General features: G+C 66.0%; 27 protein-coding genes and 1 pseudogene. 13 read left to right on the top strand and 15 right to left on the bottom strand.

Going from position 1 to position 24,895, the window contains the following annotated elements; genetic code table 11:
* Window positions 1-144 precede the first annotated feature (144 nt).
* Window positions 145-873, bottom strand: coding sequence for a hypothetical protein (locus ABT061_RS13230; protein WP_350915974.1), 729 nt, complete (start codon window positions 871-873; stop codon window positions 145-147).
* 563 nt (window positions 874-1,436) lie between these two features.
* Here ABT061_RS13230 and ABT061_RS13235 point away from each other — a divergent pair.
* Together ABT061_RS13235 and ABT061_RS13240 are read left to right on the top strand one after the other, a co-directional pair.
* A complete protein-coding gene (locus tag ABT061_RS13235) occupies window positions 1,437-2,027 on the top strand; it encodes a hypothetical protein (protein ID WP_350915976.1) in 591 nt (196 codons plus the stop codon).
* Window positions 2,028-2,386: 359 nt separating this feature from the next.
* On the top strand, window positions 2,387-2,710 hold the full coding sequence (locus ABT061_RS13240) for a hypothetical protein (RefSeq protein WP_350915978.1): 324 nt from the start codon (window positions 2,387-2,389) through the stop codon (window positions 2,708-2,710).
* Window positions 2,711-2,830: 120 nt separating this feature from the next.
* Here the strand turns inward: ABT061_RS13240 and ABT061_RS13245 are convergent, their stop codons facing one another.
* Together ABT061_RS13245 and ABT061_RS13250 are read right to left on the bottom strand one after the other, a co-directional pair.
* Complete coding sequence (locus ABT061_RS13245) at window positions 2,831-3,490, bottom strand: hypothetical protein (RefSeq protein ID WP_350915980.1); 660 nt, start codon at window positions 3,488-3,490, stop codon at window positions 2,831-2,833.
* Between the two features lie 611 nt (window positions 3,491-4,101).
* A complete protein-coding gene (locus tag ABT061_RS13250; RefSeq protein WP_350915982.1) occupies window positions 4,102-4,476 on the bottom strand; it encodes a nitroreductase family deazaflavin-dependent oxidoreductase in 375 nt (124 codons plus the stop codon).
* A gap of 217 nt (window positions 4,477-4,693) precedes the next feature.
* On the opposite strand from ABT061_RS13250, the gene ABT061_RS13255 reads away from it, so the two are divergent.
* Entirely contained in the window at window positions 4,694-5,308 is a 615-nt protein-coding gene (locus tag ABT061_RS13255) for a TetR/AcrR family transcriptional regulator (protein WP_350915984.1), read from the top strand.
* Window positions 5,309-5,616: 308 nt separating this feature from the next.
* Here ABT061_RS13255 and ABT061_RS13260 read toward each other — a convergent pair whose 3' ends face one another.
* On the bottom strand, window positions 5,617-6,321 hold the full coding sequence (locus ABT061_RS13260) for a DUF4386 domain-containing protein (protein WP_350915986.1): 705 nt from the start codon (window positions 6,319-6,321) through the stop codon (window positions 5,617-5,619).
* A 164-nt stretch (window positions 6,322-6,485) separates the two neighbouring features.
* On the opposite strand from ABT061_RS13260, the gene ABT061_RS13265 reads away from it, so the two are divergent.
* On the top strand, window positions 6,486-6,707 hold the full coding sequence (locus tag ABT061_RS13265; protein WP_350915987.1) for a TetR/AcrR family transcriptional regulator: 222 nt from the start codon (window positions 6,486-6,488) through the stop codon (window positions 6,705-6,707).
* Window positions 6,708-6,988: 281 nt separating this feature from the next.
* On the opposite strand, the gene ABT061_RS13270 is transcribed toward ABT061_RS13265, so the two are convergent.
* Both ABT061_RS13270 and ABT061_RS13280 read right to left on the bottom strand, forming a co-directional pair.
* Complete coding sequence (locus tag ABT061_RS13270; RefSeq protein ID WP_350915989.1) at window positions 6,989-7,672, bottom strand: hypothetical protein; 684 nt, start codon at window positions 7,670-7,672, stop codon at window positions 6,989-6,991.
* A gap of 913 nt (window positions 7,673-8,585) precedes the next feature.
* On the bottom strand, window positions 8,586-9,404 hold the full coding sequence (locus tag ABT061_RS13280) for a sugar nucleotide-binding protein (RefSeq protein ID WP_350915991.1): 819 nt from the start codon (window positions 9,402-9,404) through the stop codon (window positions 8,586-8,588).
* 205 nt (window positions 9,405-9,609) lie between these two features.
* On the opposite strand from ABT061_RS13280, the pseudogene ABT061_RS48380 reads away from it, so the two are divergent.
* Both ABT061_RS48380 and ABT061_RS13285 read left to right on the top strand, forming a co-directional pair.
* Window positions 9,610-9,743: pseudogene (locus tag ABT061_RS48380) on the top strand (IS30 family transposase); the annotation flags it as partial.
* 248 nt (window positions 9,744-9,991) lie between these two features.
* Window positions 9,992-10,438: an ADP-ribosylglycohydrolase family protein gene (locus tag ABT061_RS13285; protein WP_350915993.1), complete on the top strand. Its 447-nt coding sequence runs from the start codon at window positions 9,992-9,994 to the stop codon at window positions 10,436-10,438.
* Window positions 10,439-10,562: 124 nt separating this feature from the next.
* Here the strand turns inward: ABT061_RS13285 and ABT061_RS13290 are convergent, their stop codons facing one another.
* The gene (locus ABT061_RS13290; protein WP_350915995.1) at window positions 10,563-11,222 is read right to left on the bottom strand and encodes a class I SAM-dependent methyltransferase; all 660 of its coding nucleotides are present in this window, start codon (window positions 11,220-11,222) and stop codon (window positions 10,563-10,565) included.
* A 217-nt stretch (window positions 11,223-11,439) separates the two neighbouring features.
* Here ABT061_RS13290 and ABT061_RS13295 point away from each other — a divergent pair, with 217 nt between their 5' ends.
* The 3 genes from ABT061_RS13295 to ABT061_RS13305 all read left to right on the top strand — a co-directional run bounded on the left by ABT061_RS13295 (window position 11,440) and on the right by ABT061_RS13305 (window position 13,417).
* On the top strand, window positions 11,440-11,610 hold the full coding sequence (locus ABT061_RS13295; RefSeq protein WP_350915997.1) for a hypothetical protein: 171 nt from the start codon (window positions 11,440-11,442) through the stop codon (window positions 11,608-11,610).
* Between the two features lie 74 nt (window positions 11,611-11,684).
* Window positions 11,685-12,386: a dihydrofolate reductase family protein gene (locus ABT061_RS13300; protein ID WP_350915998.1), complete on the top strand. Its 702-nt coding sequence runs from the start codon at window positions 11,685-11,687 to the stop codon at window positions 12,384-12,386.
* 302 nt (window positions 12,387-12,688) lie between these two features.
* Window positions 12,689-13,417 carry a DUF8817 family protein gene (locus tag ABT061_RS13305; RefSeq protein WP_350915999.1) on the top strand — a complete coding sequence of 243 codons (729 nt, stop codon included), beginning with the start codon at window positions 12,689-12,691 and terminating at the stop codon, window positions 13,415-13,417.
* 237 nt (window positions 13,418-13,654) lie between these two features.
* Here the strand turns inward: ABT061_RS13305 and ABT061_RS13310 are convergent, their stop codons facing one another.
* Window positions 13,655-14,149, bottom strand: a complete 495-nt coding sequence (locus ABT061_RS13310; RefSeq protein ID WP_350916000.1) for a cupin domain-containing protein — start codon at window positions 14,147-14,149, stop codon at window positions 13,655-13,657.
* Between the two features lie 310 nt (window positions 14,150-14,459).
* Between ABT061_RS13310 and ABT061_RS13315 the strand changes: the two genes are divergently transcribed.
* A complete protein-coding gene (locus tag ABT061_RS13315; protein ID WP_350916002.1) occupies window positions 14,460-15,332 on the top strand; it encodes a TIGR03619 family F420-dependent LLM class oxidoreductase in 873 nt (290 codons plus the stop codon).
* A gap of 48 nt (window positions 15,333-15,380) precedes the next feature.
* Here the strand turns inward: ABT061_RS13315 and ABT061_RS13320 are convergent, their stop codons facing one another.
* Together ABT061_RS13320 and ABT061_RS13325 are read right to left on the bottom strand one after the other, a co-directional pair.
* Complete coding sequence (locus ABT061_RS13320) at window positions 15,381-16,049, bottom strand: hypothetical protein (RefSeq protein ID WP_350916004.1); 669 nt, start codon at window positions 16,047-16,049, stop codon at window positions 15,381-15,383.
* A gap of 33 nt (window positions 16,050-16,082) precedes the next feature.
* On the bottom strand, window positions 16,083-16,916 hold the full coding sequence (locus tag ABT061_RS13325; RefSeq protein ID WP_350916006.1) for a hypothetical protein: 834 nt from the start codon (window positions 16,914-16,916) through the stop codon (window positions 16,083-16,085).
* Window positions 16,917-17,156: 240 nt separating this feature from the next.
* On the opposite strand from ABT061_RS13325, the gene ABT061_RS13330 reads away from it, so the two are divergent.
* Window positions 17,157-17,531 (top strand): hypothetical protein, encoded by a 375-nt coding sequence (locus ABT061_RS13330; RefSeq protein ID WP_350916007.1) that lies wholly within the window; start codon window positions 17,157-17,159, stop codon window positions 17,529-17,531.
* A 1,067-nt stretch (window positions 17,532-18,598) separates the two neighbouring features.
* On the opposite strand, the gene ABT061_RS13335 is transcribed toward ABT061_RS13330, so the two are convergent.
* From ABT061_RS13335 to ABT061_RS13345, 3 genes are all read right to left on the bottom strand, one after another.
* Window positions 18,599-19,024, bottom strand: coding sequence for a hypothetical protein (locus ABT061_RS13335; protein ID WP_350916009.1), 426 nt, complete (start codon window positions 19,022-19,024; stop codon window positions 18,599-18,601).
* A 451-nt stretch (window positions 19,025-19,475) separates the two neighbouring features.
* The gene (locus ABT061_RS13340; protein WP_350916011.1) at window positions 19,476-20,267 is read right to left on the bottom strand and encodes a neutral zinc metallopeptidase; all 792 of its coding nucleotides are present in this window, start codon (window positions 20,265-20,267) and stop codon (window positions 19,476-19,478) included.
* A gap of 149 nt (window positions 20,268-20,416) precedes the next feature.
* Window positions 20,417-21,187, bottom strand: a complete 771-nt coding sequence (locus ABT061_RS13345) for a CAP domain-containing protein (protein ID WP_350916013.1) — start codon at window positions 21,185-21,187, stop codon at window positions 20,417-20,419.
* Window positions 21,188-21,483: 296 nt separating this feature from the next.
* Here ABT061_RS13345 and nadE point away from each other — a divergent pair, with 296 nt between their 5' ends.
* On the top strand, window positions 21,484-22,326 hold the full coding sequence (gene nadE, locus ABT061_RS13350) for an NAD(+) synthase (protein ID WP_350916015.1): 843 nt from the start codon (window positions 21,484-21,486) through the stop codon (window positions 22,324-22,326).
* Window positions 22,323-23,234 (top strand): endonuclease/exonuclease/phosphatase family protein, encoded by a 912-nt coding sequence (locus ABT061_RS13355; protein WP_350916017.1) that lies wholly within the window; start codon window positions 22,323-22,325, stop codon window positions 23,232-23,234. The genes nadE and ABT061_RS13355 overlap by 4 nt, the downstream gene beginning before the upstream one ends.
* Before the next feature lie 86 nt (window positions 23,235-23,320).
* Here ABT061_RS13355 and ABT061_RS13360 read toward each other — a convergent pair whose 3' ends face one another.
* Together ABT061_RS13360 and ABT061_RS13365 are read right to left on the bottom strand one after the other, a co-directional pair.
* The gene (locus ABT061_RS13360) at window positions 23,321-23,728 is read right to left on the bottom strand and encodes a DUF3592 domain-containing protein (protein WP_350916018.1); all 408 of its coding nucleotides are present in this window, start codon (window positions 23,726-23,728) and stop codon (window positions 23,321-23,323) included.
* A gap of 182 nt (window positions 23,729-23,910) precedes the next feature.
* Window positions 23,911-24,873 carry a helix-turn-helix transcriptional regulator gene (locus ABT061_RS13365; RefSeq protein WP_350916020.1) on the bottom strand — a complete coding sequence of 321 codons (963 nt, stop codon included), beginning with the start codon at window positions 24,871-24,873 and terminating at the stop codon, window positions 23,911-23,913.
* Between the last annotated feature and the right edge of the window lie 22 nt (window positions 24,874-24,895).

A 24,895-nucleotide genomic window follows, 5' to 3' on the forward strand; every position in this document is an offset into this window, starting at 1 on the left:
TGAGCTGCGGGAACGGGCTTAGCGTGCGTTTTCGTTCCATCACACTCTGACCCCCGCGGCGGCGCCGGTCAGCCCAGGGGTCAAACCCGCAGGCGTGGTGCGTGTACCTGCATGGAGGAAAAGGACTGAAAGGACGGACAGTGCTCAGAACAGCCAGTCGAGCAGGCCGCCACCGCGCTTCGGGTCCTCGGCCGGAGCCTGGTTCTCGACCGGAGCCGGGTTCTCAGCCGGAGCGGAGTCCTGACTCGGAGCCTGGGCCGTCTGCGAGGGAACGGGCTCGGCGGAGACCTGCGGCCGAGACTGCACGTTCTTGGCGCCGTCGTCCCTGCGCTCCCCGGCGGGCTCCGGAGCCGGTTTCACCGGCGGAGTGCTGAGAGTCGGCGTCGGCCGGGGGACCGGACTGCGAGACGCCTGAGTGTAGGAGGTCGTCGGTTCGGGAGTGACGCTCTGCTCGACAGCGGGCTCCGTCGCCTCCTCGGTCTCCTCGGCCGGGAGGTCCGCCGGATACGGCTGCGGTCGCTCGCCCGTCGCGCAGTTGACACCGGGCGGACATGCGGCGTCCGGCGTTGAGCCCACGGTGGAGGACAGCATCCAGCCGCCCGCGAGTCCCGCCACCACGACACCCACGACGACCGCCAGGAGCACCTTGCCCCGGGGCTTCTCGTCGTCCGGCTCCCCCGTCCAGCCCGATCCCAGGAAGCCGCGCGTCTGCTCCGGGTCCTGGCCGACCTCGCGCCAGGAGCGCTCGTCTTCCTCGTCGAAAGCCGCGGTCTCCTGAAGTTCGTCGCCGTGAACGGACACCGAGGTGTCGCCGTGGACGGACCCCTGCGCGTCACTCCGGGCGGACGCCTGCGTGTCACTCTGGGCGGACACGGGGACATCGCTCTGGACATACACCTGGATGTCGCCGTGGACAGGTACCTGAGCTGTTCCCGAACCCCATCCATCCGACAACACGTCGCCCCCCGTGCGGCCAGGCTCACGCTGCGACACGGGTCCCACCGGGCCGGTCTGCTCGCGGAGATCCTCTCCGTACGACCGTTGGTTGTCGTCGCTCCCCACAATGCCCCTCTCTGGAACGGATCTTTGCCGGGCATCTTCCTAGCAGATCCGACATCGTTTTGTCCGAAAAATTCACTACACAGCGGGAATCGAATGGATTCCCGCTCGGGCGCGTCAGGCGGCGCCTGGCCGACCGGCTCGGCACTACCCCCGGCCTCGGCCGCCGTACCGATCCGCCACGGACGCCGCCGGCCCCTGAAGGGATGAGGGACGCCGTCAGGTCCCGGCGGCACGCGCCGGGGAAACAACCCGCGGGGCGGCCATCGCCCCGGGAAACGGGACCGTATCCAGAGATCAATCCTCGTTCTACACTCGGTACGGCCAGTCCCCCGGCCTCATTTCATCTGGCAGGACACGAAAAAGCGGAAGGGAACATGAAAGAAAAAGAGGAGCGCGCCGCGCGGGTTTACGAAAGAACCAGCACCCTCGCGACGGGAAACGTGTTGGCGCAGGGTGCGAGCGGGTTCTTCGGCGGCGGAGCGAACCTGGTCGTCGACGTGATCGCGATTCCGTTCTACATCGACCTGTGGAACGACGTACGGAGCATCTACGGCAGGGGCCACATCACCGCGGAGGCCGCCAAGGAATACCTGAAGCCGAATATTCCCTTCCTCGCCCAGGACCTGCTCTGGGACAAGCTCGTCGGCTCCATTCCCATCGTGGGGATTCCGTTCAACATCGCCTTCGCCAAGGCCCTGACGTGGCGCCTCGGCGCATGGTTCGGCATGCTCTCGGCAATCGGCGGGGACAGTACTCCCAACGAGAAGATCACCGCGTCCACGATGGAGCTCACGCGCAGAATCTTCCCCTCGCTGGGAGACACCTTCAGCTTCAAGGCCCCCGACAGGGACGTCTTCGTCTCCTTCGTCGCCTCCGTGGACGGCTTGACGCATCAGGAGGCCCAGAATCGGGCCGAGGAGGCACTCCGGGTGCTCCGCGGCGAAAAAGACACCCCGTCGTACTGAACAAGAAAGCCGGAGGTTACCCCGGGCCGCCCGAACTCGATCTCCCACCGCCACCCAGCACGTACCAAAACTTATGATCGGCTCAGTACCGGACCCGCTGTAGCTTCCACCTCCACCACTGTCGCCGCTCCGAACTGCTACTCCTCGCCCTCGACTTTCAGTAATCCTCTCCTGGAGGGGACGACCTCGCAGTGTCGTAACACTGTCTACGGCTACGTCCACAAGGCTCGTGCCACATGTCAGGTCAGTGGCCAGGCCAACCACTACACCGTCGACGGTCCATCGACGGCACCGCCGGTGGGCGGTTCCTGGAGGAGGGTGTCTACTTCATGACCGCCCGCCCTCATGGCCCGCCTCCGATGTCTTCTCCCCTTCTCGGGATCGACGACGGCTGGCCGTACGTCGTCGACTGGGCGTTCGCGGTGCGCGGTGCCGCGTGGGTGGACACCGTGACGCTCGCTCCCCGTTTCATCGAGGCGGGTCACACCCCGGAGCAGACCGAGGCGCTGCTGGCCCGGGTGCCGGCGTGGCGGTCCGCGCCCGTGGATGCGGTCACCGGCCTGGCCGCGCTGTGGACGCTGTTTCGCCTGTACAAGGCGCGGTTCGGCCCGGTGGAAGGACGCGATTTCCGGGCGCGAGCCGCCGAGGCCGGGCGAGCCTGGGTGCGGCATCGCTCCTGCTGACCTGCTTCTGGAGGACAGGCTGTACGGCTCACCTGCGGCCCGGCCTGGCGGGAGGCGGTTGGGATCAGGCCGCGTTTGCCCAGGTCAGAGATAACGCGCGATATCCGGCGAGGGAGGCGGTCACGGGGTGCGCGGAACCTGGATGGCGGGTCGCAGGCGGGACATCAGCTCGGCCAGCTCGCTCACGGTCATGTCCGGCCCCTCCAGTTTCGCCCCGGACCACCGGTCGAAGAAAAGACATACCGCCCCTGGCTCGTAGATGTGGGTCTTCGCGTCGCTGAACTGGGACGGGTAGCAGGCCGCCGCGCCACCGGGCGGACTGGTCGGCATCGCCACGATTCCCTCGGCGCAGACATCGGCGGTCCTGGTGCCGGACCTACCCCTGGCCGTCGTGAAGGCGGACTGCTGCAGTTCCTCGTCGAGCGAGGCGTCCGGGTCTGTGTGTTCCGGGTAGCGCCGCCATACCTGGACCTTTTTCTCGCCGGGCGTCTGGTAGACCGCGACAATGACGGACTCCTCGTCCGGGCCGGGGGAGGTACGGGGCATGTCCGCCGCGGTGAGCGGGAAATCGATGCGGGTCTCGGTACGGGTGGCGGTCGGCGGCCAGGTGCCCTCGGGTGGTGACACGCACGGCTGGGACGCCTTCACCACGACCACGATCAAGTTCGCCACCAGGAAGAGCGGAATCACGACGCCGACCAGCGCGGCCAGCGGGATACGCCACCATGCCCCTTCGGCCGGCCACCACGTCTCTTTGCCGGGCTTGGCTTCGTCGGTCATGCTTCAGAGCCCGAGTGTGTTGTACATGCCCTCAGGATGGGCGCACTCTCTTGGAGACCACTTGTGCCAGGACGCACTCCCTGATCAGCAGGCGAGCACGGGACTGACCGCCGTGGAGGCAGCCGACCTAGTGCTCCGTTCCTCAACGAAGGTTGCGAACGCGCTGCGGGGAAGCCGAGATTGTCGGGTCTGCCTTCCTGATGCCAGGACCGGGGTGGATCTGTACTTCCGGTAGGGAACGTCGCACTGGATTCAGGCGCGGCGCCGTGGTGGTGGCGTTGATCCGGCGGGCTCGCGCGGAGATCCGCGACCACACCTTGGAAACGGCTTCCCGGGTTCCATGTCGATGCCGGTACGCCGTTGGCCTGCGATGGTTGGCTGTCTCTCGCAGGGGTGAGCAAGCGCGGCGAGCTCGATGCCGCGGCCGAATCGCTTGCGCTCGTGCACCGCGAGGGTGACCTCGACCCCGGAGGCTCGCAGCCCGCCTGTCCGATCGCAGTGACCGCGCTCGCATCCTGGAGGCGTCAGCAGCGACACGGTGCCGGGTGTCGATGCCGTCCTTAGCGAGTAGTTGGTAACGGTGGTCGAGGCTCCGCGCTGGACGTCGATCGTCAGCCTGCGACCAGGTCCATACGGAGGAACTCGGTGATACGGAGCAGCCTCGGTGGGCGTGCCACCTCATCGGAGAGGGCCTGGAACGCCTCGTCTTCCCCGACGAGGCGTGGGGCGGCGAGTTCCACCTCCCTCCCGTCGACCCGGAGCCGCGCACCATCGGCTGCCAGGACGTTCTGCACCCAGTCCGAGCGCGATCCATACACCAGAACGAACAGGTAGCCGCCGTCGACAGGGTGCGCATCGAGCGGCGTGCGGTACGTCGTGCCAGAGATGCGACCGACGTGAGTCAGCACCGGCCACGTCCCGCTCGCGATCGCGCGAGGGTTGAACACCCGCTTGTTCACGTGCCCCCACCACTTCGGCATCGGCATCGGCATCTCCTTCCCTCGCTCCGGCGGGGCGCGTCGTGGATCAGACGCTCGCCGGGCTCTCAGCTGATTCCCACCCGGGAGGACTTACATTAGTAAGGCAACTTACGATCGTAAGGCTGGCTTACAATTGTAAGGTTGTCAATCCCACCCGCACTCTGGAGCCGTCGTGTCCCCACCACCACCGCTACCGCCACGGCAACCGCTCAGCAGAGGTCTGGTGTTGGAAGCCGCGATCCGGGTCGCGGATCGCGGCGGCGTGGAGGCGATCACGATGCGACGGGTGGCGCAGGAACTGGGCGTGGAGGCGATGTCGCTCTACCACCACGTACCGAACAAGGATGCGATCCTCGACGGCGTGACCGACATGGTGTTCGCGGCGATCAAGCTACCCAGCGCCGAGTGCGACGATTGGCGCGACGCGATCCGTGCGCGCGCCTCCTCCGCGCGTGCGGTCCTGTCGCAGCACAGCTGGGCTCTCGGCCTCATGGACTCCCGTCGCAACCCGGGGCCGGCGACGCTACGCCACCACGACGCCGTCCTCGGTGTCCTCCGCGAGGCGGGGTTCACGCTGCCGATGGCCGCGCACGCTGTCTCGCTCATCGACAGCTACATCAGCGGGTTCGTCCTCCAGGAGGCGAACCTGCCGATGACGACGCCGGACGATGTCGAGGAAGTGGCCGGCAGCATCCTCGAGCACCTGCCGGCGGACGAGTTGCCGTACCTCACAGAGATGATCGTCGACCACGCCCTGCAACCGGGCTACGACCACACGAGCGAGTTCGGCTACGGCCTGGACCTGATTCTGGATGCGCTCGAAGCTCGCCGGAGGTAGAGCCCCCGACACCGCTACGTGAGACTCACCTTGCCCCTCCCCGGAAACGCTCGCAGCGGGGACTGGCGGCGTGTTCAGCGATATCCAGCGAGGAACCCCGGGCGTTCGCGCAGCCACATCAAAGACTGAAAAGCAGAAGGTCAGGTTGCCGCGAGGCTCGACCGCACTCCCTCGCCCTCCGCAGCGGCCGCTCGACCGCTGAGACGAGATCGACTCGGCGGCCTCATAGACGAGTATCTGCAGGTCGCATGACACGACCGAGTTCTCGGCGCGCACAGCCGTCGCAACAAGTTGGGACGACGTGCACGTCAGCCGCGCCGGCCGTCGTGCTGGTGGCCCGTAGTCAATGTCTTTGTATCGAAGCCTCTTGTGATCAAAAACATGGCCAAGACCAAGCTTTGCAGGGCCAGTGGCGCATTTATGGCCAGGTAGAGTGGCGTGACGACATCAGCCAGACGAAACAGCACCAAGAAGCTCGCCAACATAGCTAATCCGGCCCCGATAAGTCCCCATGCGGACAACCAGCGAGGGACAAATCTCGACCGATATAGAATACAGAAAAACAGGAGATCTCCGAGGGTCAGCGAGATGATCAAAGCGACATGATTAACCAAGTCGCGCGCCGTCCGCAGCAACTCACCCAAGGTCTCCAGGTGGGATGTGCCTGAAGCGCCGGCTTGGGCGAACTCCTGACCCAGCACAAGAAACAAAGGCAAGAAAATCACGCCTATGAAATGGAACATCGCTGCGATCAGTCTAAATCCAAGGAAACCTAGACTGAGCGCTTCATTCTCCATCCTCAATGCCGGATACAGGAGCAGCGCAAACCCAACATAGGCGGGGATCATGATGAACTGAGAAACTGCGCCGACGATGACCTGGCTCTCATGTGCAGAAATGAGATCGAGATAGTTTGGCTCCTCGAGAGCGGGAACAACACTTAGCACGCCGGCGATCATGCCCACGATGACTAGTGCGCCCGCAATTGCGGTTGCCTGCCTGCTTGTATTCATAACACTTTTCCCATATGTCGGCGCGGGCTAGCCGCTCTTTCTTACACCTGTAAGGATGCTGCCGACCCTACCCTTACACATGTAAGGCCACAAGGGTTCTGCTGCAGAAAGAGGTCCGGGTGCCCGGAACGTCGACACCCCGCCCACCGCTCAGCCGGCAGCGCGTGATCGAGGCAGCGGTGACCGTCGCCGACGAGCGGGGCGTCACGGCGGTCAGCATGCGCGATGTCGCAGAGCGGCTTGGCGTCGAGGCCATGTCGCCGTGCCACCACGTCGCGAACAAGCACACGATCCTCGACGGGATCGCCGACGCCGTCTTCGGCGAGATCGAGCTCCCAGAGCCAGACCTCTCGTCGGACCGGAGCCGTGGTCCCGGCCGGCCCTAGGAGCTGTTCGAGGTTCGGATCATGTGGTTGAGGTGAGGGGTTTCAGCCACATGATCGAGCCTCGGAGGTAGAGTCCGGCCGCGTAGCGGGTGGCCAGACCGCGCCAGGTCTTGATCTTCTGGAAACAGCGTTCGACGGTGTTGCGCTGCCGGTAGCGCTCCGGATCGAAGACGACGGGCCGCCGGTACCCACGGATCCGACAGCGACCTGCACATGGCGCAGTCTGGCCTGTTCGGCGGCGAGCCGGCCTTGGGCCGGACCGCGCCGGTCCGACCAGCGGTTCACCGGCCCAGTGTGAATCCTCCGATCACGGCCGCAGCCATGACCGCCACCAGCACGCCCGCTCCGATCTTCATCGATCTCTTTATCGCCCTGGATTCTGCCAGGAGGCCGAAGGAGAACAGCAGTATGGCCGGTATGAGCAGGACGACGCTCATCACCGGCACGACCCTCCATACGCCTCGGGTGCCGGTGGGGATGACTTGGTCTCCCAGCGTGCTGATCGCGGCCGGGAATGTCTCTCCCACCTCCGTGTCAGCCACGGTCTGCAGGACAACCGGTGCTCTGGCCGGGTCCTCGAACACGAACCGGGCCTTGCAGTCGTTGCGGGTGCCGTTGCGTCCGATCCGGTACTCCCTGCAGGACAGGACAGTCGCGGTCCCGGGTGCGCCTTTCATGCCGAGCGCCGTCCGCACGTCGGGCACGGTGGAGTCGATGATGAGGACCGGAAATCCCACCAGCGCGAAGAGCAGCATGAGCATCCCCAGCGCAGCGAACAGGTTCGCGCCGATCTCGCCGGTCCTTCGAGCCGTCGAGGAAGAGCCGTTCGTGTTGAGGTGCTGCTCCTGCGCCTTCGCGTGTGCTCGGGCAGCCTCCCGCCGTCGCCGCCCCTGCGCCCCCTCGTGCGCTCGGGCCGCTTCCCATCGCTGCCGTCTGTTACGGCGCTCCCGCGTCGTCTTCCCCATGATCAGATCGTGGACGGCGGTGCTTAAGGACTGGTTGCAACCGAATGGGACGGATGAAAGGAAAAACTATGCAGGGTGCGGCGCCGGTACCCTCGCGTATCGGTCCGGGTTCCAGCCCGACCTGCCCGCGCGAGGCGGCCTCGGCGATCAGCGCTTCCATCAGAGCCTGGAACACCCCGGCCTTGGCCCGTACCGTTCCGGCACGTCACGCCGGCCCGACCCGGTGCGAAACCGCCACAGGATCCCGTCGAACTGATCACGCACCCGCCGAGGCGCCACCAGCGGACACGGCTCGATCAACGCCCGCTCGGCATCCGTCACATCAAAGCGCGCCACGTCCGAGTTCTACCGGCCACGGCCGGCCCGCCACCGGGCCTCACCTAGATCCGAACCCCGAACAGCGCCTAGTCCATCGGTGGACGCGCATGCAGCAGTTTCGGCATGACAATCCCCCTGAGACCATCATCACCCCAGGTCAGCAGGGATCTTTGACTCCATTCAGGAACACAGCACTAAGCGACGATTGGGGTGCGTGCGCTGGAGGTGGATGTCGGCTCCGGCGCGGTTGCCCTCCCCGGTGAAGCGGTTGAAGCAGCTGATCTCCGTCCAGTGACCAAAAGTCGTTGCCGGGCAGTGCGCTCCCGGACGCCTTGTGCCCGCGTACGTCTTCCCGGGAGATCTCGCGTCCGCCGGGACGAGTTCCGGCGCGGCGGAGAAGCTCGAGAACGTCCATACGCAGCTTGTCGATCCTGATCGGTGCTGAACGTCGACCGGCTTACCATCGGCGGCAACATCATCGAATCCGGCACCGAGTCCTACTGATTGGCCCAAACCCGGGCCCGACCGGAACAACAGTAGGCAACCTGCGCGCTGGCCATCTTCATCATGAGAAGGTCACGATCACCGGTGAACGTCACCCTAGAAACCGCCGCGCGCCACGTAGCCTGGTCCGAAGCCGTCGCTGAGTCATGTCGCACTCCAAGCGCACATCCAGCGGGCCGGGCACGCCGGTGTCCACTCGCCGGCCTGAAGGCAGTTGGTCCGCGTCGAGTCCATCGCGTCGGGCGATGAGCAGCCCCAGCTCGTATCGGCTCACCGCATCGGCTCCAGCGACATGGTGGATCCCGTGATACTCGGATGCGGCAAGTTCGAGGAGCGCCGCGGCGAGATCGACGACATGCACGGGACAGCGCACGTCGTCGGTGAACAGCACTCCACTCGCCCTGCCGGTGGCCAGTGAATGCACCAGCGCCTCGTGCGGGGAATCACCGTCGCCAATGATCAGGGACGTCCGGGCTATCACCGAGGTTGGCGCGATCGCGTTCACCGCTGTCTCGGCAGCGGCCTTGGCCGCACCATACGGGGTGATCGGGTCGGGGACGCACGTCTCGTCATAGCGAATCGCGGCACCGGAGAAGACCGTGTCGCTGGACACCTGGACCAGGCGCCCACCTGCCGCGGCGACAGCGAGAGCCACGTTCACGGCTCCCGCCGCCGTGGTCGCCCAATCTGTCTGCCGGTACGCGGCGTTGATGACCACCTCTGGCTGAAACGCGTCGATCAGCGCATGGACGTCCTCTCGTCGGCGCACATCGAGCGGCAACCAGTCGACACCCGCGGTCTCTCCTGATCGGGTCAGGTAGGTCGCAGCCACCTCATGCTCGGCCACCGAACACTGCCGGACGAGTTCGCTGCCGAGAAAACCACTGCCACCGACGATGAGGAACCTCATGGCCGGTCACCATAATTGATCAGTCGCTCTGAAGTAGCCGCCGCACCCACGCCCCGAGACATGGTGCTCATACTCATCGGCACTCCGTGAGTCCTGAGCGGTGCGGCATAGTCGGTGTTGGAAAGGTCCCGGCTGTGCCGGCGACGCGCGAACGGTGACCCCTGACGACGCCTGAGTTCTAGTGCTTGTCGCAACACACCTGATCATTAGGGGCGTGTTGATGGCGAGGCGAGGACCCAGCGCAGGTTGGATGCCGAGTTGGAGTACTGACGGCTGGTGTTGTCAGGCGTGGGGACGGTCGATGCATGCCGTGCTGTAGGCATCGGACGCAAGACCGGTACCGGCCTGGCGGTCCGCGCCCGCGAGACCGGTACCGGCCTGGCGGTCCGCGCCCGCGGACGCGGTCACCGGCCTGGCCGCGCTGTGGACGCTGTTCCGGCTGTACAAGGCGCGGTTCGGCCCGGTGGAAGGACGCGATTTCCGGGCGCGAGCCGCCGAGGCCGGGGGAGCATGGGTGCGCCATCGCTCCCGCTGAACCAGCGGATTCGAGTCTCGGCGTCGGAAATACCTCCCGGTAGGCTGCCGCGATGAACCGTACTCGGCGTGCCGTCGGCGCCGTCGTGGGCTCGGCGGTAGGCGATGCGCTGGGCGCTCCCTTCGAGTTCGGCCTCGCCGGGGTGTTCTCCGCTCGGTTTCCCGTTCCCGGCAAGGAGAACGAGATGTGCGGTGGTGGCGGCTGGCAGCCCGACGACGCCACCGAGTTCAACGGTGCCGTCTGGCCCTGCCTCGGCTCGGCGCTCTGGGCACTGCGTACCACTTCCAGCTATGCGGAGGCGGTGCGCGTCGCGATCGACCTGGGCGGCGACACCGACACCGTTGCCGCGGTCACCGGCGGTCTCGCCGGTGCGGTCTACGGAGCCGACGCCATCCCCGTACGCTGGACCGAACCCCTGCACGTCCCTCTGCCAGGGGCCGGCGAGCGGGTGCTGCGCCTGCCGGAGTTGGTCGATCTCGCACAGCGTCTGGCGAGGTGAACGTACGGCGGCAACCCATGCACCGTCCAGCGTTCACGGCGGAAGGGGGATCGTCGCGTGCCGAGGAAGGCGATCAAAGCTCTACGTCTCATACGTGTCGACCGGGTACCTGAGAAGCGGATCGCTACGCGAAGGCAACAACGGCATATCGCTCGTCTTGGATGGGCCGCCCCCACAAAATCGGATCGAGGAGCGACTCGACGCGCAACGTCTTCACCAGCGGTCGCAGTGCCTGCACAAGCTGCTCGGCCTCGACCCCGCCCATCCACGGCATCGACTCGGATCCGACCTCATAGGACTGGTCCTCACCCGGTTCGGCAGTCGCCCAGCGCCCCTCGATGAGCACCAAACGCCCGCCAGGGCGCAGCAGGCCGATCCATCGGCGCAACGCCTCCTGTGGATCAGGCAGGGTCCACAGCAGGTGACGGGAGAGGATCACATCAAAGGACGTCCCCGCCTGCGCGGGCGGGTTACTCGCGTCACCCACCATCATCAGCGCATCGAAGCCGGCCGCAGTGAGCTTGCGCCGGGCCTGCTCGACCATCAGTGGCGCCAGATCCACCCCGACCGGCCGGTGGCCCTGCTCGGCAAGCACCAAGGACAACGAGCCGGTGCCGCACCCCAGATCCAAGACATCGGCAGGCGAAGGAGGAATCCACGAGCGCAAGCGCTCTCCCCACGCGGCCTTGACTTCTGGATCGCGAAGACCATGGTCGGCCTCCTCGTCGAAGGAAGCGGCGAAGGCATCCCAGAAGGACGCGATTGAAGCACTGGTTTCCGGCATCGGCCGATCATGTCACCCGTCACTGACAAGGGTCACGTCCAGCGAAGTGGTGTACGAGTTGTTCTCCGCATGATCCTGTTTCTGCAAGTTAAGCGGTAAGCGTCTGCGGAATGGGTTTCTGCTGCCGGCCCGGTTGCGACCCTGTACACGCGGGAACCACGAGCCGGCGCCGTACTGCCGCCCGGCCTGCGCTGGAGCGGCGAGGTGGAGGTGGATCGTGCTGTTGCACGAGTACGTCGACGGCAGGGATGCCGGTCTGTCGCCCGGGTCGCCCACCTCGTCCGGTCGGCTGTACGGCGAGGGCGGGGTCATCCTGTGGGACGTGGCCACCGGGCTCGATCCGGCGGCGGGGTTCGAACGGCGTCAAGATGTCGGCGCGGGCAGGTAGAAATCCGGCCCGCGGCTCCGACTCTCTACCGAGCGGGTCCCATCCAGGGGCCGCCGGAACAGGAGCGAAGCGACATGACAAAGGTGACGGCACAGATGTCGGTGTCACTCGACGGCCACTACGCCGGCCCGCGGCACAGCGGCGAGGCGAGGGACTGGATGGAGTCGGCGGAGGCCGCGGGCTTCTTCCGGGTCACCCGGTGGGTGATCGGCGCCATGGCCTGGCGCGAGCGGCAGGGCTTCGCGGGCGGCGAGCGGGACGTCAACTCCGACATCATCGCCGAGTCGTTCGAGGCCGCCGGGGCCTACGTCATGGGGCGGAACATGGCGGACGGAGGTGAGGTTCCCTGGGGTGACGAGCCGCCGTTTCGCGCGCCGGTGTTCGTCGTGACCCACCGCCCACGCGAGACCCTGGTGCGTCAGGGCGGGACGAGCTTCACCTACGTGACCGACGGCGTCGCCAGCGCCGTGGAGCAGGCACGCGCCGCCGCGGGGGGCAAGAACGTGGCGGTCGCCGGAGGAGGGAGCCTGCTGCGCCAGGTGCTCCAGGCCGGGCTGCTGGACGAGCTGGAACTGCATATCGTCCCGGCCGTACTCGGCACGGGGATGCGCCTGCTCGACGCCGGCCTCGACCTCGCCGAGAAGGAGGCGATCGAGCTCACGCCCACCAGAGTGATCCACACCCCCGAGGTCACGCATATCCGCTACACCGTCAACGGACGGGCCGCCCTCGTCCTCGACGACCGCGGTAGCGGCAGCGGAGTGAACGTCTCGTAGCCCTCCGAATCGGCCGGCACGTCTTTCTGGCGTGCACCCGCGAGTAGCGGGATTTCTGTACGAGAGTCACCCGACCTCCACCACGGGGGCGGAGGTCGGGTCGACCGGCAGGCCCGTTCCCAGGCTGGGGATTCCCACCGGTGACCCGGCCCGGCGCTCCACCGGTCCGGGCCGCGCGATGAGCCCCGAAGGTGATGTCTCAGGCGGGCTTCAGGACTGGCGCACACCGGCCGGGAACGATCCATGTGCGAGTTTCGCTGAAGGGTGCAAGCCTCGTCGGGCGACCTGGAAGGCGGAATGACGTGAGTGAGACTGCGATTCGGCCGAACGAGACGACGGTGCCGTTGATGCCGTGCGTGTCGGTGGAGAATACCTTGGCGTTCTATGAGGCGCTGGGGTTCGAAGCCACCTACAAACAGAGCAAGCCCTATGTCTATCTGGCGCTGCGGTTGAGCGGATTCCAACTGCACTTCGGCCCGGCGCCCAAGGGGCTGGATCCGGCCCGGGAGGAGTCCGGAGGCTGCCTGGTCATGGTCGACGCCGTGGCGCCGTACCACGCGGCGTTCGTCGGGGCGATGCGCCGGGTCTACGGAAAGGTGCTGAGTTCCGGCCTTCCGCGGATCACCCGCTACCGGCCGGGCGCGTCCCGGTTCACGCTGATGGATCCGTCCGGGAACTCGATCATATTCATCCAGCGCGACGAGCCGGTCGAAGTGGAGTACGGCGGCTCGAAGGAGCTGACGAGCCTGGCCAGGGCGCTCGACAACGTCCGGATCCTGCGCGAGTTCAAGAACGATGATCTGCAGGCTTTCCGTGCGCTCAAGTCCGCGGTGCGCAGACACGGCGCGGCCGCTCCGGTGGTCGAGCGGGGCATCGCCCTGTGCCACCTCATCGACCTGGCCGTGATCCTCGGCGAGCCCACCGATCCGTGGGCCGCCGACTTGCGTGGTCTGGAGCTCAGCGCCGACGACCGGCGGCGCATCGAGTCGGAACTCGGGCATCTCCCCGGACTGCGGGAGTGGCTTCCCTGAGGAACACCGGACTACCCACAGGCCGCCACGATGACGGAGGGCGCACGCGCGACGGGCTTCTCCCAACCTGCGGAGAAGGAGTTCGTCCAGGTGTGGCGGGCGGCCGTCGAGCTCCTCGACCCGGAGCCCCGCCCTGCGCGACGGCGAGACCCTGGTGAACAGCGTCAGCCCTGCTTCGAGACCTCCCGGGAAAGGCGGATCCTCCCGTTCGGCGGCCAGATGGTCACATGCGGCCCGTCACAGCGCGTCGTACTGGTCGTGGCGGGCATACAGCTCGGTCCATTCCTGCTGCGTGAGCTGTCGGCCGGAGGCGACGATCTCGGCGAGTTCCTCGAAATACGCCTCCCGGGGCGCTCCCGGTGTGAACAGCACCAGCATCGACGCGGGTGCGCCCGAGTTGTTGCTGAAGGCGTGCACCCCGCCCGGTGGCACATACAGGAAGTCGCCTGGTGTGGTGTCCAGCCACCGTTCCCCGTTGTACAGCGAGACGGTGCCCTCCAGGATGAAAAACGACTCGGAGATGGTCCGGTGGAAATGGGCGCCGGGGCCGTTCGGGATCGCCGCCATGTCCCAGCGGTACAGACCGAACCGGCCCGCGGTCGTCGCTCCGGTCGCGAGATAGCCGACCTGGGACTTGACCCCGATCGTGAGGTCCGGCCGGGTGTCGGCAGGCCGGTAGACCGCGCTGGCGGCACCATGATCGGCGAAGTACTGCGGTGGCGGATAGGACATCGGTGTGCTCACCCCGAGCGATAGATCATTTGCGGCTGACCGCATGATCCTACGAAGTCGCAGCGGCCCATCAAAGATCTAATTCTTGCCTGTTCCATTGGGCCAATCCTGGCGCGAGCGGAGGTCACGACCACCACAGCCCCGGCTGCTCCTGGGCGGTGTCGTCCGCTTTCCGCAGTCACGGCCGGGCGCGGGTTGCCTTGACGCCAGTGACAGGGTTCTAGCTTGGCTGCGACAACCGGATGGCGGAGGTCGCCAGCCGGCATGGCAGGCGACCGGCCGTTCATCGCGTCGGCCGGCCGGAGGAGTGATGATGAAGTTCGGAATCAGCTACAGCACGCCCTACCACGGCATCGACCCCGACAAGATCGTGGCCTACGCCCAGCATGCCGAGGACTGCGGCTTCGAGTCGCTGTATGTTCCCGAGCACATCGCGCTGTACCCCGGTGCGATGGTCGGCCGCTTCGAGCTCCCGCCATCGCTGCCTTACTTCGATCCGCTCGACTGCTTGAGCTTCGTCGCCGCGGCTACCCACCGGATCCTGCTCGGGACGGGGGTGCTGCTGCTGCCGTACCACCATCCGGTGGTCCTCGCCAAGCGTCTGGCGACCATCGACGTGCTGTCCAAGGGGCGGATGCGGTTGCTGACCGCGGGGCTCGGTGCCCTGCCCGGTGAGGCTCGGGCGGTGGGGGTCGACTTCAGCACCCGCGGCCGTCGTGCCGACGAGGCGATCGACGTGATGCGGCTGCTCTGGGCCGGCGGCGAAGACGGTGTCAGCTTCGACGGGGAGTTCTTCACCTTCGATGACCTGTGCCAGTTCCCAAAGCCCTACGGGGTCACCCACCTGCCGATCCACATCGGCGGATCGAGCCGGGCGGCCGCACGCCGCGCCGGACGACGCGGCGACGGCTACTTCCCTGGCGGCGCGCTCGATCCGAACGAGCGCGCCATCCAGATGGACCTCGCCCGATCGACCGCCATCGAAGCCGGCCGCAACCCGGAAACGCTGGAGTACACGCGATCGGGGCCGATCGACATGACCGTCGATCAGGTGGAGGAATTCGCCGCTCAAGGCGTGACTCGCATCGTCGTGAGTGCCACGGCCACCGAATCCGACCAGCAGCGCGAGGAGATGTCCGCATTCGCCCAGCGGTTCGCTCTCCTCGAACACCTCCCAAGCTAGGGCCTGTTCTTCGACCGGAGTCGTCATCGGGTGCCCCAAGGGACAGGCTCATCGCAGGAACTTCGTGCCAACCGCCCCGTCCAGGCGAGCCAGTATCCGGGGCAGCAGCAAATTCAATGCCGCACCGGATGCCTCGTCGGTGACGGCGGTCAGGCCCCAGCCGTTTGAGATCGTGTACACCACCTGCCCCTCACTGCTTCTGTACTCCGGCGAGTCCGGTTTATGGTTGTATTTGTATGCGAGTGAGGTGTCGCCCAAAGGTGAGATAGCATGCCGGGTGAACGTCCAAAGACCGTCGGATCCGTACTCTCCGTATCTTGAACCCTTTTCGGAGCAGAGCTCTTTCGGCTCATGGAGCGAGTCCTGAGCCTTTTTGACGTCGGCTGGTGCGATACGACCGAATGCAATGGACACCAGACCTCTGTTCTCCATTGTGAATTCTGCCTCGATGTACGGCGGAGCGATGTCGACGGTACCTTCGTTCAGGTTCGGAAGGCAGTCGTAGAGGTTTACGTGACCAAAACCATCCATCCACCTTTCGTCCGACGCTCCGGACAGTCCGGCGATGTCTCCCAGTCCGGGGAGCAGTTGGAGCAGTTCGGCTTTCGAGTGTATGTTGACGCCCGTGCCGTCCTCCATGATTTCCGGCGCCGCTTCGCGCAGCACGTACTGCGACAGAGCGAAGGAGATCAGTCCTGAAACCGCAAGTATGGCCATGCGAAGGCCGGTGCTTACCCGCACATCCCTGCCTCACTTACTTTTGATACGATCCCAGCGGTTGGGCCCCAGCGTGAAGTCGTACTGGTGAGCGTACTTCCCGGACAGTCCTGAAACGCGAAAAGGTTTGTCCGGGCGATATATCGACCACGTTCTTCCTTGCGCTGCCAGGTCTATCTGGATATCCCACTCATACGTATGCGGTCCTGCGATGGTGGTTATCTCGAACACCTTGGATTCGCCCTTCTTGAGCAGTTCGCTCTGCGAGGCGAAGTAATATGCGCCGAGTTTGACGGTTGGCGAGAGTGAATCCAGCACTTCCCGTGCGATAGGATTCGGCGACTTCAGGTCGAAGCCCACCTTCAAGCTCTTTTCTTCTCCCTGGGGGCCGTATCGGAATAATGTTCCTGATATGACGGGGGTAACCTTCAGGACCCTGGCCCGTATGCCTACAATTCTGACGGCTTCCGTTCGAGACCCTTCGATGATCAGCTTCGCCCCCTGAAGGTTGGCCTTGACCAGACGCGCTTTGACGGCGGAGTCGTTGAAGAGTTCGCCGCCATCGGACAGCTGTCGTGCCGTCTTGAAGTCAATGGCGTCCGCGGTCACCTGAGACCAGTCGTTGATACCGGTCTCGTCCTCTTTGGCCACCGCATGGATATCAGGGAGAAGTCGCTCCGAGGATATCTCTACTATCTTGGGAATGGCCGCGCCGATCGCCACGGTCAGTGCGGTGGCAAGAATGAAACGAGGGCCGGAAAGTAGTTTCTCACCCAGACTTTTCGGTGGCGGGTCGTCGGGCGGGGTGTCCTGGCGGATTTGTTGCACATTCGGGCGAGCAGCACTCTTCCTCTTTGATTTCGACATGCGCTGCTCTCGTCAGAGGGGCCTGTGGATGGAGTCTCTCGTGTGTCCCTGCCACGACATCGCTGAAAGTGCCGCCCGCATTACATCCGGTGAGCTGTGGCTCTGTCTAGACGTCTGCTACCTCCAGCGCCTACTCACCGCCGTCGGAGCCGGACACGCTCTCAACCTCTACGCCCGGATTTAACAAACCGCCGGTACGGCGACAACATCCTGCTTCGCGCCCGCTGCCAGAGCCGGGGCTTGAACTACGTCCTTGCCGTCTCCTGCGACCACCCGCTGGTCCTGGCGGGCGTCAAAACCCGCGCCGACGAGGCCTTCGCCGCCCTCGGAGCCGAAGGGTGGCAGCGGTACTCCTGCGGTGAGGGCGCCAAGGGCCGCCGATTCTATGACTGGGCGTGGATCCCGCTGAACGGCACCGAGTGGATGCTGGCCCGCCGCTCGATCTCCGACCCCTCCGAACTGGCTTTCTACCGCTGCTGGGCCACCCGCCCGGTTGGCTTGCCCGAGCTGGTGCGGGTGGCCGGATCGCGGTGGAGCATCGAAGAGGTGTTCCAGGCGACCAAGAACGAGGTCGGCTTGGACCACTACCAGGTCCGCAAGTACATCGCCTGGTAGCGGCACGTCACCCTGGCGATGGTCGCCCACGCTCACCTCGCCTTTCTCGCCGCCGGCCCGCCCACCAGGCCCGCGTGCGTGCAGGGCGAGGACCAGCAGGGCCTCGCCACACAGGGGCCCGACCCGCAGGGACGATCACACTGTGACAGCGCGAAAAGCGACAAACCCGGCGAGCTGATTCCACTCACCGTCAACGAGATCCGCCGCCTGCACGCCCATCTTCACCAACCCCAGCACTCCATCGAACACCGGATCCGCTGGTCACGATGGCGGCGACGCCACCAAGCCCGTGCCCGCCGCTGCCACTACCAACGCCAGCGACGCCTCATAGATCACTAAATGCGGCTGGAGTATTAGGACAGGAACGGTTCTTGATGCTCGAAGTCGATGATGGCCCGATCGGCATAACGGCCACCTACGACGTCCGCTGCCTCAGCGGGACCCTCTGGACCGATGACAAGTTCTCGATAGGTCCACTGCTTTCGGGCCCCGGCACCTTGCCGACGCATTGACATACTAAGCCAAACCCCAGCAGAGTCTTCCGAAAATTCAGGCTTGAGACCGATCCAAGGATCCCGGGCAATCGCTTCATACAACCGCGGCCAAGTTGCCGAATGTAGCTCTCTAATGTATTCAAGGTATCGACCGCGGAGGCTATCAGGGTCGAGAGACCTAAGGTGCGGCCCACCTGGCCACGCCTCGACCGAGCCCGGAGGAGACGAAAGCGTGGCCGAGTCCAGCGGGACGGAATCAGACGGAGGCCAAGGACTGACCGCGAGCACTTCAGCGAGGAGGGTGGTGAAAATAGTTGCTTCGATTTCACCATGCCCTGGGATTCCATTGCTGGCGAATTCCGTGCGTCGGAGAACCAGTCGATGGAACTCCCAGGGCTCGTTATGGCCCGCCAGGGAGACGGTGGCCGTAGCCCAGAGCCCGACGCTGTCCACCGATGTGGAGAGGTCTAGAAGAGATCCATATCTGAAACTCTCCAGGTCGTCCTCCAGCTGCCGTCGCGCGACACGGCAGAATTCATCGATGTACTGATCGAACGGGCTCATCCTTCTACCTTAGGGGTAGAAGGCAGTGATGATGCCCTTCGGGCGTCCGTCGGGCATGCCATTCGCACTCTCGGTGTAGACAACCCTCATGCTGCTATAGCCGCCGTGGAGACCGCCGCTCACGTTGCAGGTAATCTTCCCGTTGTTGGGCTTCCCGCATGTCCCGTCATGGAAGGTGTGTTCTATATCGAGGATCATGTTATCCCACCCAACCCGGGTGACTTGCGCCTTGTGGCCAGCCTCGATGTGAGCCTTTCCGTATTGGGTGGCAGTGCCGTACCGGAGGGGCACGTCGCCCAGGTCGTAGAAGGTGGCGTAGATGTCTGTCGGGCTGTTGGCGGCTGCGACGGCGGGCGCGGCGATGAAGCCCACAGCTCCTACCGCGGTTGCTGCCGCTACCTGAGCTACAAGTCTCACGTACTTCTTTAGGTTCATGTCCATCCGTTCGAGAGGCTTTGACGGGTCCTGACTGTGACGCGCCCGGCATTCGTTTTCTAATGACTAGGAGAGCCCTAGGTCGATTTGTATAGAAACTGGTGCTGGGTGGGCCGCTAAATCACTAGCTCTCAGGATTTCAGGCGGCGTGCGTGAACAGGTAGACGTCAGCGATATCTCCGGGATGGGTCCAGCTGAATGTCTCCCGCTCCCCTTCGGGGCAGGCGTTGCGGCTGTACTCCCAGATTCCACCAGGGAAGTGGGCCTTAACCTGGGCGCACTGGGTGTCTGCGTCGGTGTCCTCGACCCAGCCGGTGACAGTAATGCTTCCCCTGCTGCAGCTCAGCCTCCAGAAGGCCTTTCCTCGTGCGGCAGGCGGCAGGCCGCCGTGTACGGCTGGGCGTGCCGGTGCCTCCCTGCGGGGACCAGCGTGAGGAAGCAGCCGTACAGGTCAGGCCACCCTTGCGGCCGGGGCCGTGAAGGTGTTGCAGGCGCCGGGAGACCGGGTTTCGAAACCACGTCTCTGCCAGTAGAGCCGGTTCTTGGTCGTGCCGTTGCCCGCGATGCTGCTTTCGATGCGGTGCCGGTCGATGATGAAGTCGTATCCGTGCACCTTGGTGTGGCCCAGGGAGTCCCAGACGCTCCCGATGAAGGCGCCGGCGAGGCAGATGTTCTGCAACGAGATCTTGGCGCTCAGGGCGAGGGCTCCGGCCTTGGACAGCTTCTTGGCGGCGCGGCTCTCCTGAGCGAGGACGCCGACCAGTCGCTGGACGTGATAGCCGTATCCGATGGCGAGGCTTTCGAGCATCCGCGGGTCGTCGATTTCGCCCAGCACGCCGTAGTCGGTGACCATCAGATAAATGGTGCTGTTCTTCTGGCAGTAGAGGCTGAACGTGTCGCCCGGACGGTATGTGCCACAGGCGGTCTTGATGCGAGAGCCGTACCCGACCTTGACCTTCGGCTTGCCGTACGCGATACCGGCCTTTTTCAGCTGCGCCTCCCATGCCCTGTCCAGGCATGCGGACATGGTGTCGGCATAGATCTCGACGGAGTCGAGATCACCGCCCCTGACGGTCGGTTCCTCGCAGATCCGGGTCTTCAGTTTTCCGGTCTTGTAGATCGGATTTTTGGCGAAGGCGGCGGTGCCGGCCGGGACGGGGCCGTTCGATTCCGCGCTCGCCGTACCGGTGAGCGGCATGCTCGCGAGTACGCCGGCCATCAGCAGGGTGAAAAAGGTACGCATGGCCGCGAACCCTACCGAGACCTCCTAACAAAATGATCTCCACGTACGGCGATGACCTCTTTCCGGGCCGTACGTCGTCGGCTGGCCGCACCGTGGCTGCGGACTCTCAAAGCTCGTCGCCGGGTGGCTCGGCATGCAGGACGGCGGCGTCAGCCGCAGCGACCGAACATCTGCACGTAGGTCGCGGCCGGGGTGATGGACCCGGCGGCCGGATCCGCGCTTCCCCAGACCGCTTTGGTGTACAGCTCGGTGTAAGCCGGGTTGAGGATGGTGTCGCGGTGTGGCTTGCTGTTCATCCACCAGGTGACAGCCGCCCGCGGCGTGACAGAAGAGGCTCCCCACCCCGCGTAGGTGTTCTCGCCGACGGAGAACGAGGCGCAGCGGCGACCGTAGCCCACCGCCTGGGCACGGCTCAGCGGGGTCGAGCCGGTCTGCGGGTTGATGTGCGGGTCGCACTGGCCGGGGTTGCCCTGCACAGGGCGGCAGCTCTTACCCGGCTCCACCTTTCCCCACCAGCGCAGTCTGACGGCGTCCGCGGCGTGCCTGGCCGCGGCGGCGCCGAGTGTGGGGGCACCGTTCTTGCCCAGCGAGAGGTATCTCTGCAGCGGCTTCAGGCCGGTCCGTTCGGCGTTGACGAGGCACAGAACCGCTGTCTCGATGGTGGTCGCCTGCGCCCTGAAGTCGTAACGTCCCCGGCTGGTGTCGGGGAAAGCGGACTGGGGCCGGTAGACGACGTCGATGTTCGCGCAGGCTCCGGCGCCTTTCAACGGGGCGGACGCGGCGGCTGCCGGCTGTGCCAGTGAAACGGCGCCGGTCAGGCTCAGCAGGAGGGTGCCGGTCACGGCGACGGCGGCCTGCCGGCGGTGTGACACGTTATCGGGTCGCGGCTGCTTGCGGGAGAGGTGTAGGAGGCTGCTCATGGGGGACTCCTCGGCGTCGGTGTCCCTCAGTGATAAGCCGGGAAACTTACAAATGCCTTGCGATGCCCTTAAAGACCCTTCGGCCCGTTTTCGTGGTGTTTCGGGGCCGCACTCCTCCTGCTGTGGGGCGAAGCGGCCGGGGCGGGTCCGTTCGAGCCCGCCCTCTCCGTACCGGTGAGCGACACACTCGCGAGTACGCCGGCCATCAGCAGGGCGAAAGGGTACGCATGACGGCGAACCCTACAGCCGACACCGAACATCGCCGTCGGGACGATTCCGGCCAGTACAGTACGTGGGTGGCGAACCTACGGGAGCAGATTCTCACCGAACTCGGCGTCAAGGCGACCATTGTCCCCAAAGTCGAAGTCCGGCAACGGGTCGACTTCCTCAAGAACTACCTGCGGTCGACCCCGGCCAAGGGCTACGTGCTCGGGATCAGTGGCGGCCAGGACAGCACGCTGACCGGCAGGTTGTGTCAGCTCGCCAGCGAGGAGCTGCGTGCCGAAGGGCATGAGGCCACCTTCGTCGCGGTTCGGCTGCCCTACGGCGTGCAGGCCGACGAGCACGACGCGCAGATCGCGCTGGAGTTCATCCAGCCCGACCGGTCGATCACGGTGAACGTCAAGCCGAGCGCGGACGCCGTCGCCGCCGAGGCGGCGCTCGGATTGTTTGAGCTGCTGGGCGATGAGCCCAAGCTGCGGGACTTCGTGCGCGGCAACATCAAGGCCCGCGAACGCATGGTGATCCAGTACTCGATCGCCGGGCAGCTGGGCCTGCTCGTCGTGGGCACCGACCACGCGGCCGAGGCGGTGACCGGCTTCTTCACCAAGTACGGCGACGGCGGTGTCGACATCACCCCGCTGACCGGACTGACCAAGCGCCAAGGCGCCGCCCTGCTGCAGGAGTTGGGCGCACCACCGAGTGTCTGGGAGAAGGTGCCGACCGCCGACCTCGAGGACGACCGGCCCGCGCTGCCCGACGAGGTGGCACTCGGCCTGAAGTACACCCAGATCGACGACTATCTGGAAGGTGCCGACGTCACGCCGGACCTGGCGGCGAAGGTGGAGTCGGTATACCTCGCGACCCGGCACAAGCGGGCCGTTCCAGTCACCCCACTCGACGACTGGTGGCGGCGTTGATCCCACGGGAGCTGATGGCGGCCGCCCTGGCGGTCGTGACGGTTCCTCTCCTCGGCGGACAGGCCCAGGCCCGGACGTCGTCCTCCGCCATCTCGGTGATGAGCTGGAACGTCTGCGCGGGCACCAACGCCGGCTGCTTCTTCTACGGCAGGAGCATGCGGGAGGTGGCCGAGAAGGTCGGCTGGTACGCGACCACCCAGCCGATCAAGCCGGATGTGATCTTCCTGCAGGAGTTCTGCTCGGGTGGGACGGCCACGCTGGAGAGCCTGCTGGAGCGGCAGACCGGGCGTGCCTGGACGGTGCGCTCGTCGATCCTCACCTGGAAGGACGGCTCGCCGAAGGTCTGCGCCCCTGACCGGCAGGGACACCCGCGGGGCGATATCGCCGTCACCGTCGCGGTCGCCGACCACGCGGCCACCTTCCAGGATCACGGGCTGACCTCCCCGCCGTGGTACGTCAAGCGCATGGCGCTCTGCGCCGCGATCCCGGCCAGGAGGGTCAACGTCTGCGGCACCCACCTCAGCGCCGGCCTGTCCTACGACGACAGGGAGCCCGACGCGCCCTTCCGGAAGAGGCAGGTCGAGGAGTTGCTGGCGGCGGCGGCCAAGCCCGGCTACCGTGCCGTCTTCGGCGGGGACCTCAACCTGGCCCCGCCGGACAGCGGGCAGAGCACCGCCGTGAAGAGACGCATCCTGGCGCCCGTCTACGCGGCCTACGCCGAGTGCGACCAGAACGGCGACCGCGACGGACGGTGGACCGAGAAGCACGTCCGCGAGGACGGCGGCGTCTCGAAGCGCAAACTCGACTACCTCTTCGCCCCCAGGGGAAGCGTGACCCGGTGTCATGTGGCGCAGGGTGCCGCCTCCTCCGACCACAAGCCCATCTACGTCAGGGCCAAGCTCGGCTGACCCCTGCGTACGGCGAAGGCCCGGCCGGGCCTTCGCCGTACGAACGGGGACGGGACCTGGCGGCCGCGCGAGTCCGCCCTCCGTCCTCACAACCAGGAGCTGACCGCGGCGACCAGGGAGACCACCAGGATGACCACCCCGACGGTCAGGAACAGCACGCTGTGGAGCACGCCCTTGCCGCCCACCCCGTCCAGACGGGCGCGCTGGGGCCGCTCGGGGTCGTAGAGCACCATGACCTGCTGACCCGGACGGACCGGCGACGGGTTGGAACCCAGATCCGACTCGGTCTCCACCACGGAGCCCTGCACCGTCTGGAACTGCAGCGTGGGGTAGTACACGCCGTTGTCGCCGCTGCTGGACCAGCGCAGTCCCACGACGACGCCCGGCACCCGTACCCCGTGCCGCCGCAGCCGCTGCCCGACAGTCATCACCCGGATGCCGACCCCGGCGAACACCGCTCCGAACGCGATTCCAAACAATGGCACGGTGCTCATGTCCACCGCCTCCTTCTCATCTCGTCCGAGGGCCCGCACCGCGCCGAGCCGTTCCGGCTCGGGAGGACCGCGGATGAGGCTAGAGGCCGGCACTGGAGAACGACTTGTAGATCATTGGGATGCCCCGGCCGCGAGTGACCGCTGTCGACGAGAACCGCCGGCCGCGCACCCGAACGGTCCGTTCAGCGGTCGTCCGCGCGGCGGTGTGGTGGTGTCACGGCCGCGTTGGCGAGGCGGGTGGACAGTTTGCGGAGGTGCCGGGCGAGTTCCGGGGGTGACTCGACCTCGAAGTCGACGTCGAGCATGCCCACCGTGAACACGACGAGGTCGAACGAGTCCGAGGCGATTTCCAGCAGGCAGGTGTGGTCGTCGAGGGGGGTCACGATTCCGCTGACGCGTCCGGCGATGTCCGGTGCGGGGGCGTGCACCCGCAACCGGGCGCGGAGCGGCCACATCTCGAAGCCCATCGTTCTGCACAGGTAGGCCGCCACGTCACCGTCGGGTGGTTCACGGTGGGCGAACCGGGGACCGTTGGGCGTTCGCAGGGACATCCGGTCGACCCGGAAGGTGCGCCAGTCCTTCCGTTCGACGTCCCAGCCGACCAGGTACCACTTCCGCCCCCAGCAGACGAGGCGATGTGGCTCGACGTCGCGGCGGGACTCGGCCCCGTGGTGGCTGACGTAGTCGAAACGCAGCACCTCGGCGGCCCGGATCGCGGCCGAGATCGCGGTGAGCACCGCCGCCTGCACGGTGGTCCCGCCCTTGGACGGCATCGCGACCACCGCGCTTCTCAGCGCGGCGACCCGGTGCCGCAACCGGGACGGCAGCATCTGCTCGACCTTGGTCAGGGCGCGCAGCGAAGCCTCCTCGATTCCCGCCACACTGTGCAGCCCGACCGTGACCGCCACCGCCTCCTCGTCGTCCAGCAACAGCGGGGGCAGCGAGGCGCCGGCTCCAAGCCGGTAACCGCCGACCGGTCCCATCGAGGCGTGGATCGAATACCCCAGCTCACGGAGCCTGTCGACATCGCGCCGTACCGTCCTGGTGGTGACTCCCAGCCGCTCGGCGAGTTCCGTGCCGGACCAGTCGCGATGCGTCTGCAGCAGCGACAGCAGCCGCAGCAGTCGGGCGGGTGTTTCCAACATTCGTCCACTATCGCTCCTGTGT

Origin of the sequence: Streptosporangium sp. NPDC002544 (genome assembly GCF_040295965.1) — a bacterium.
Taxonomy (GTDB): domain Bacteria; phylum Actinomycetota; class Actinomycetes; order Streptosporangiales; family Streptosporangiaceae; genus Streptosporangium.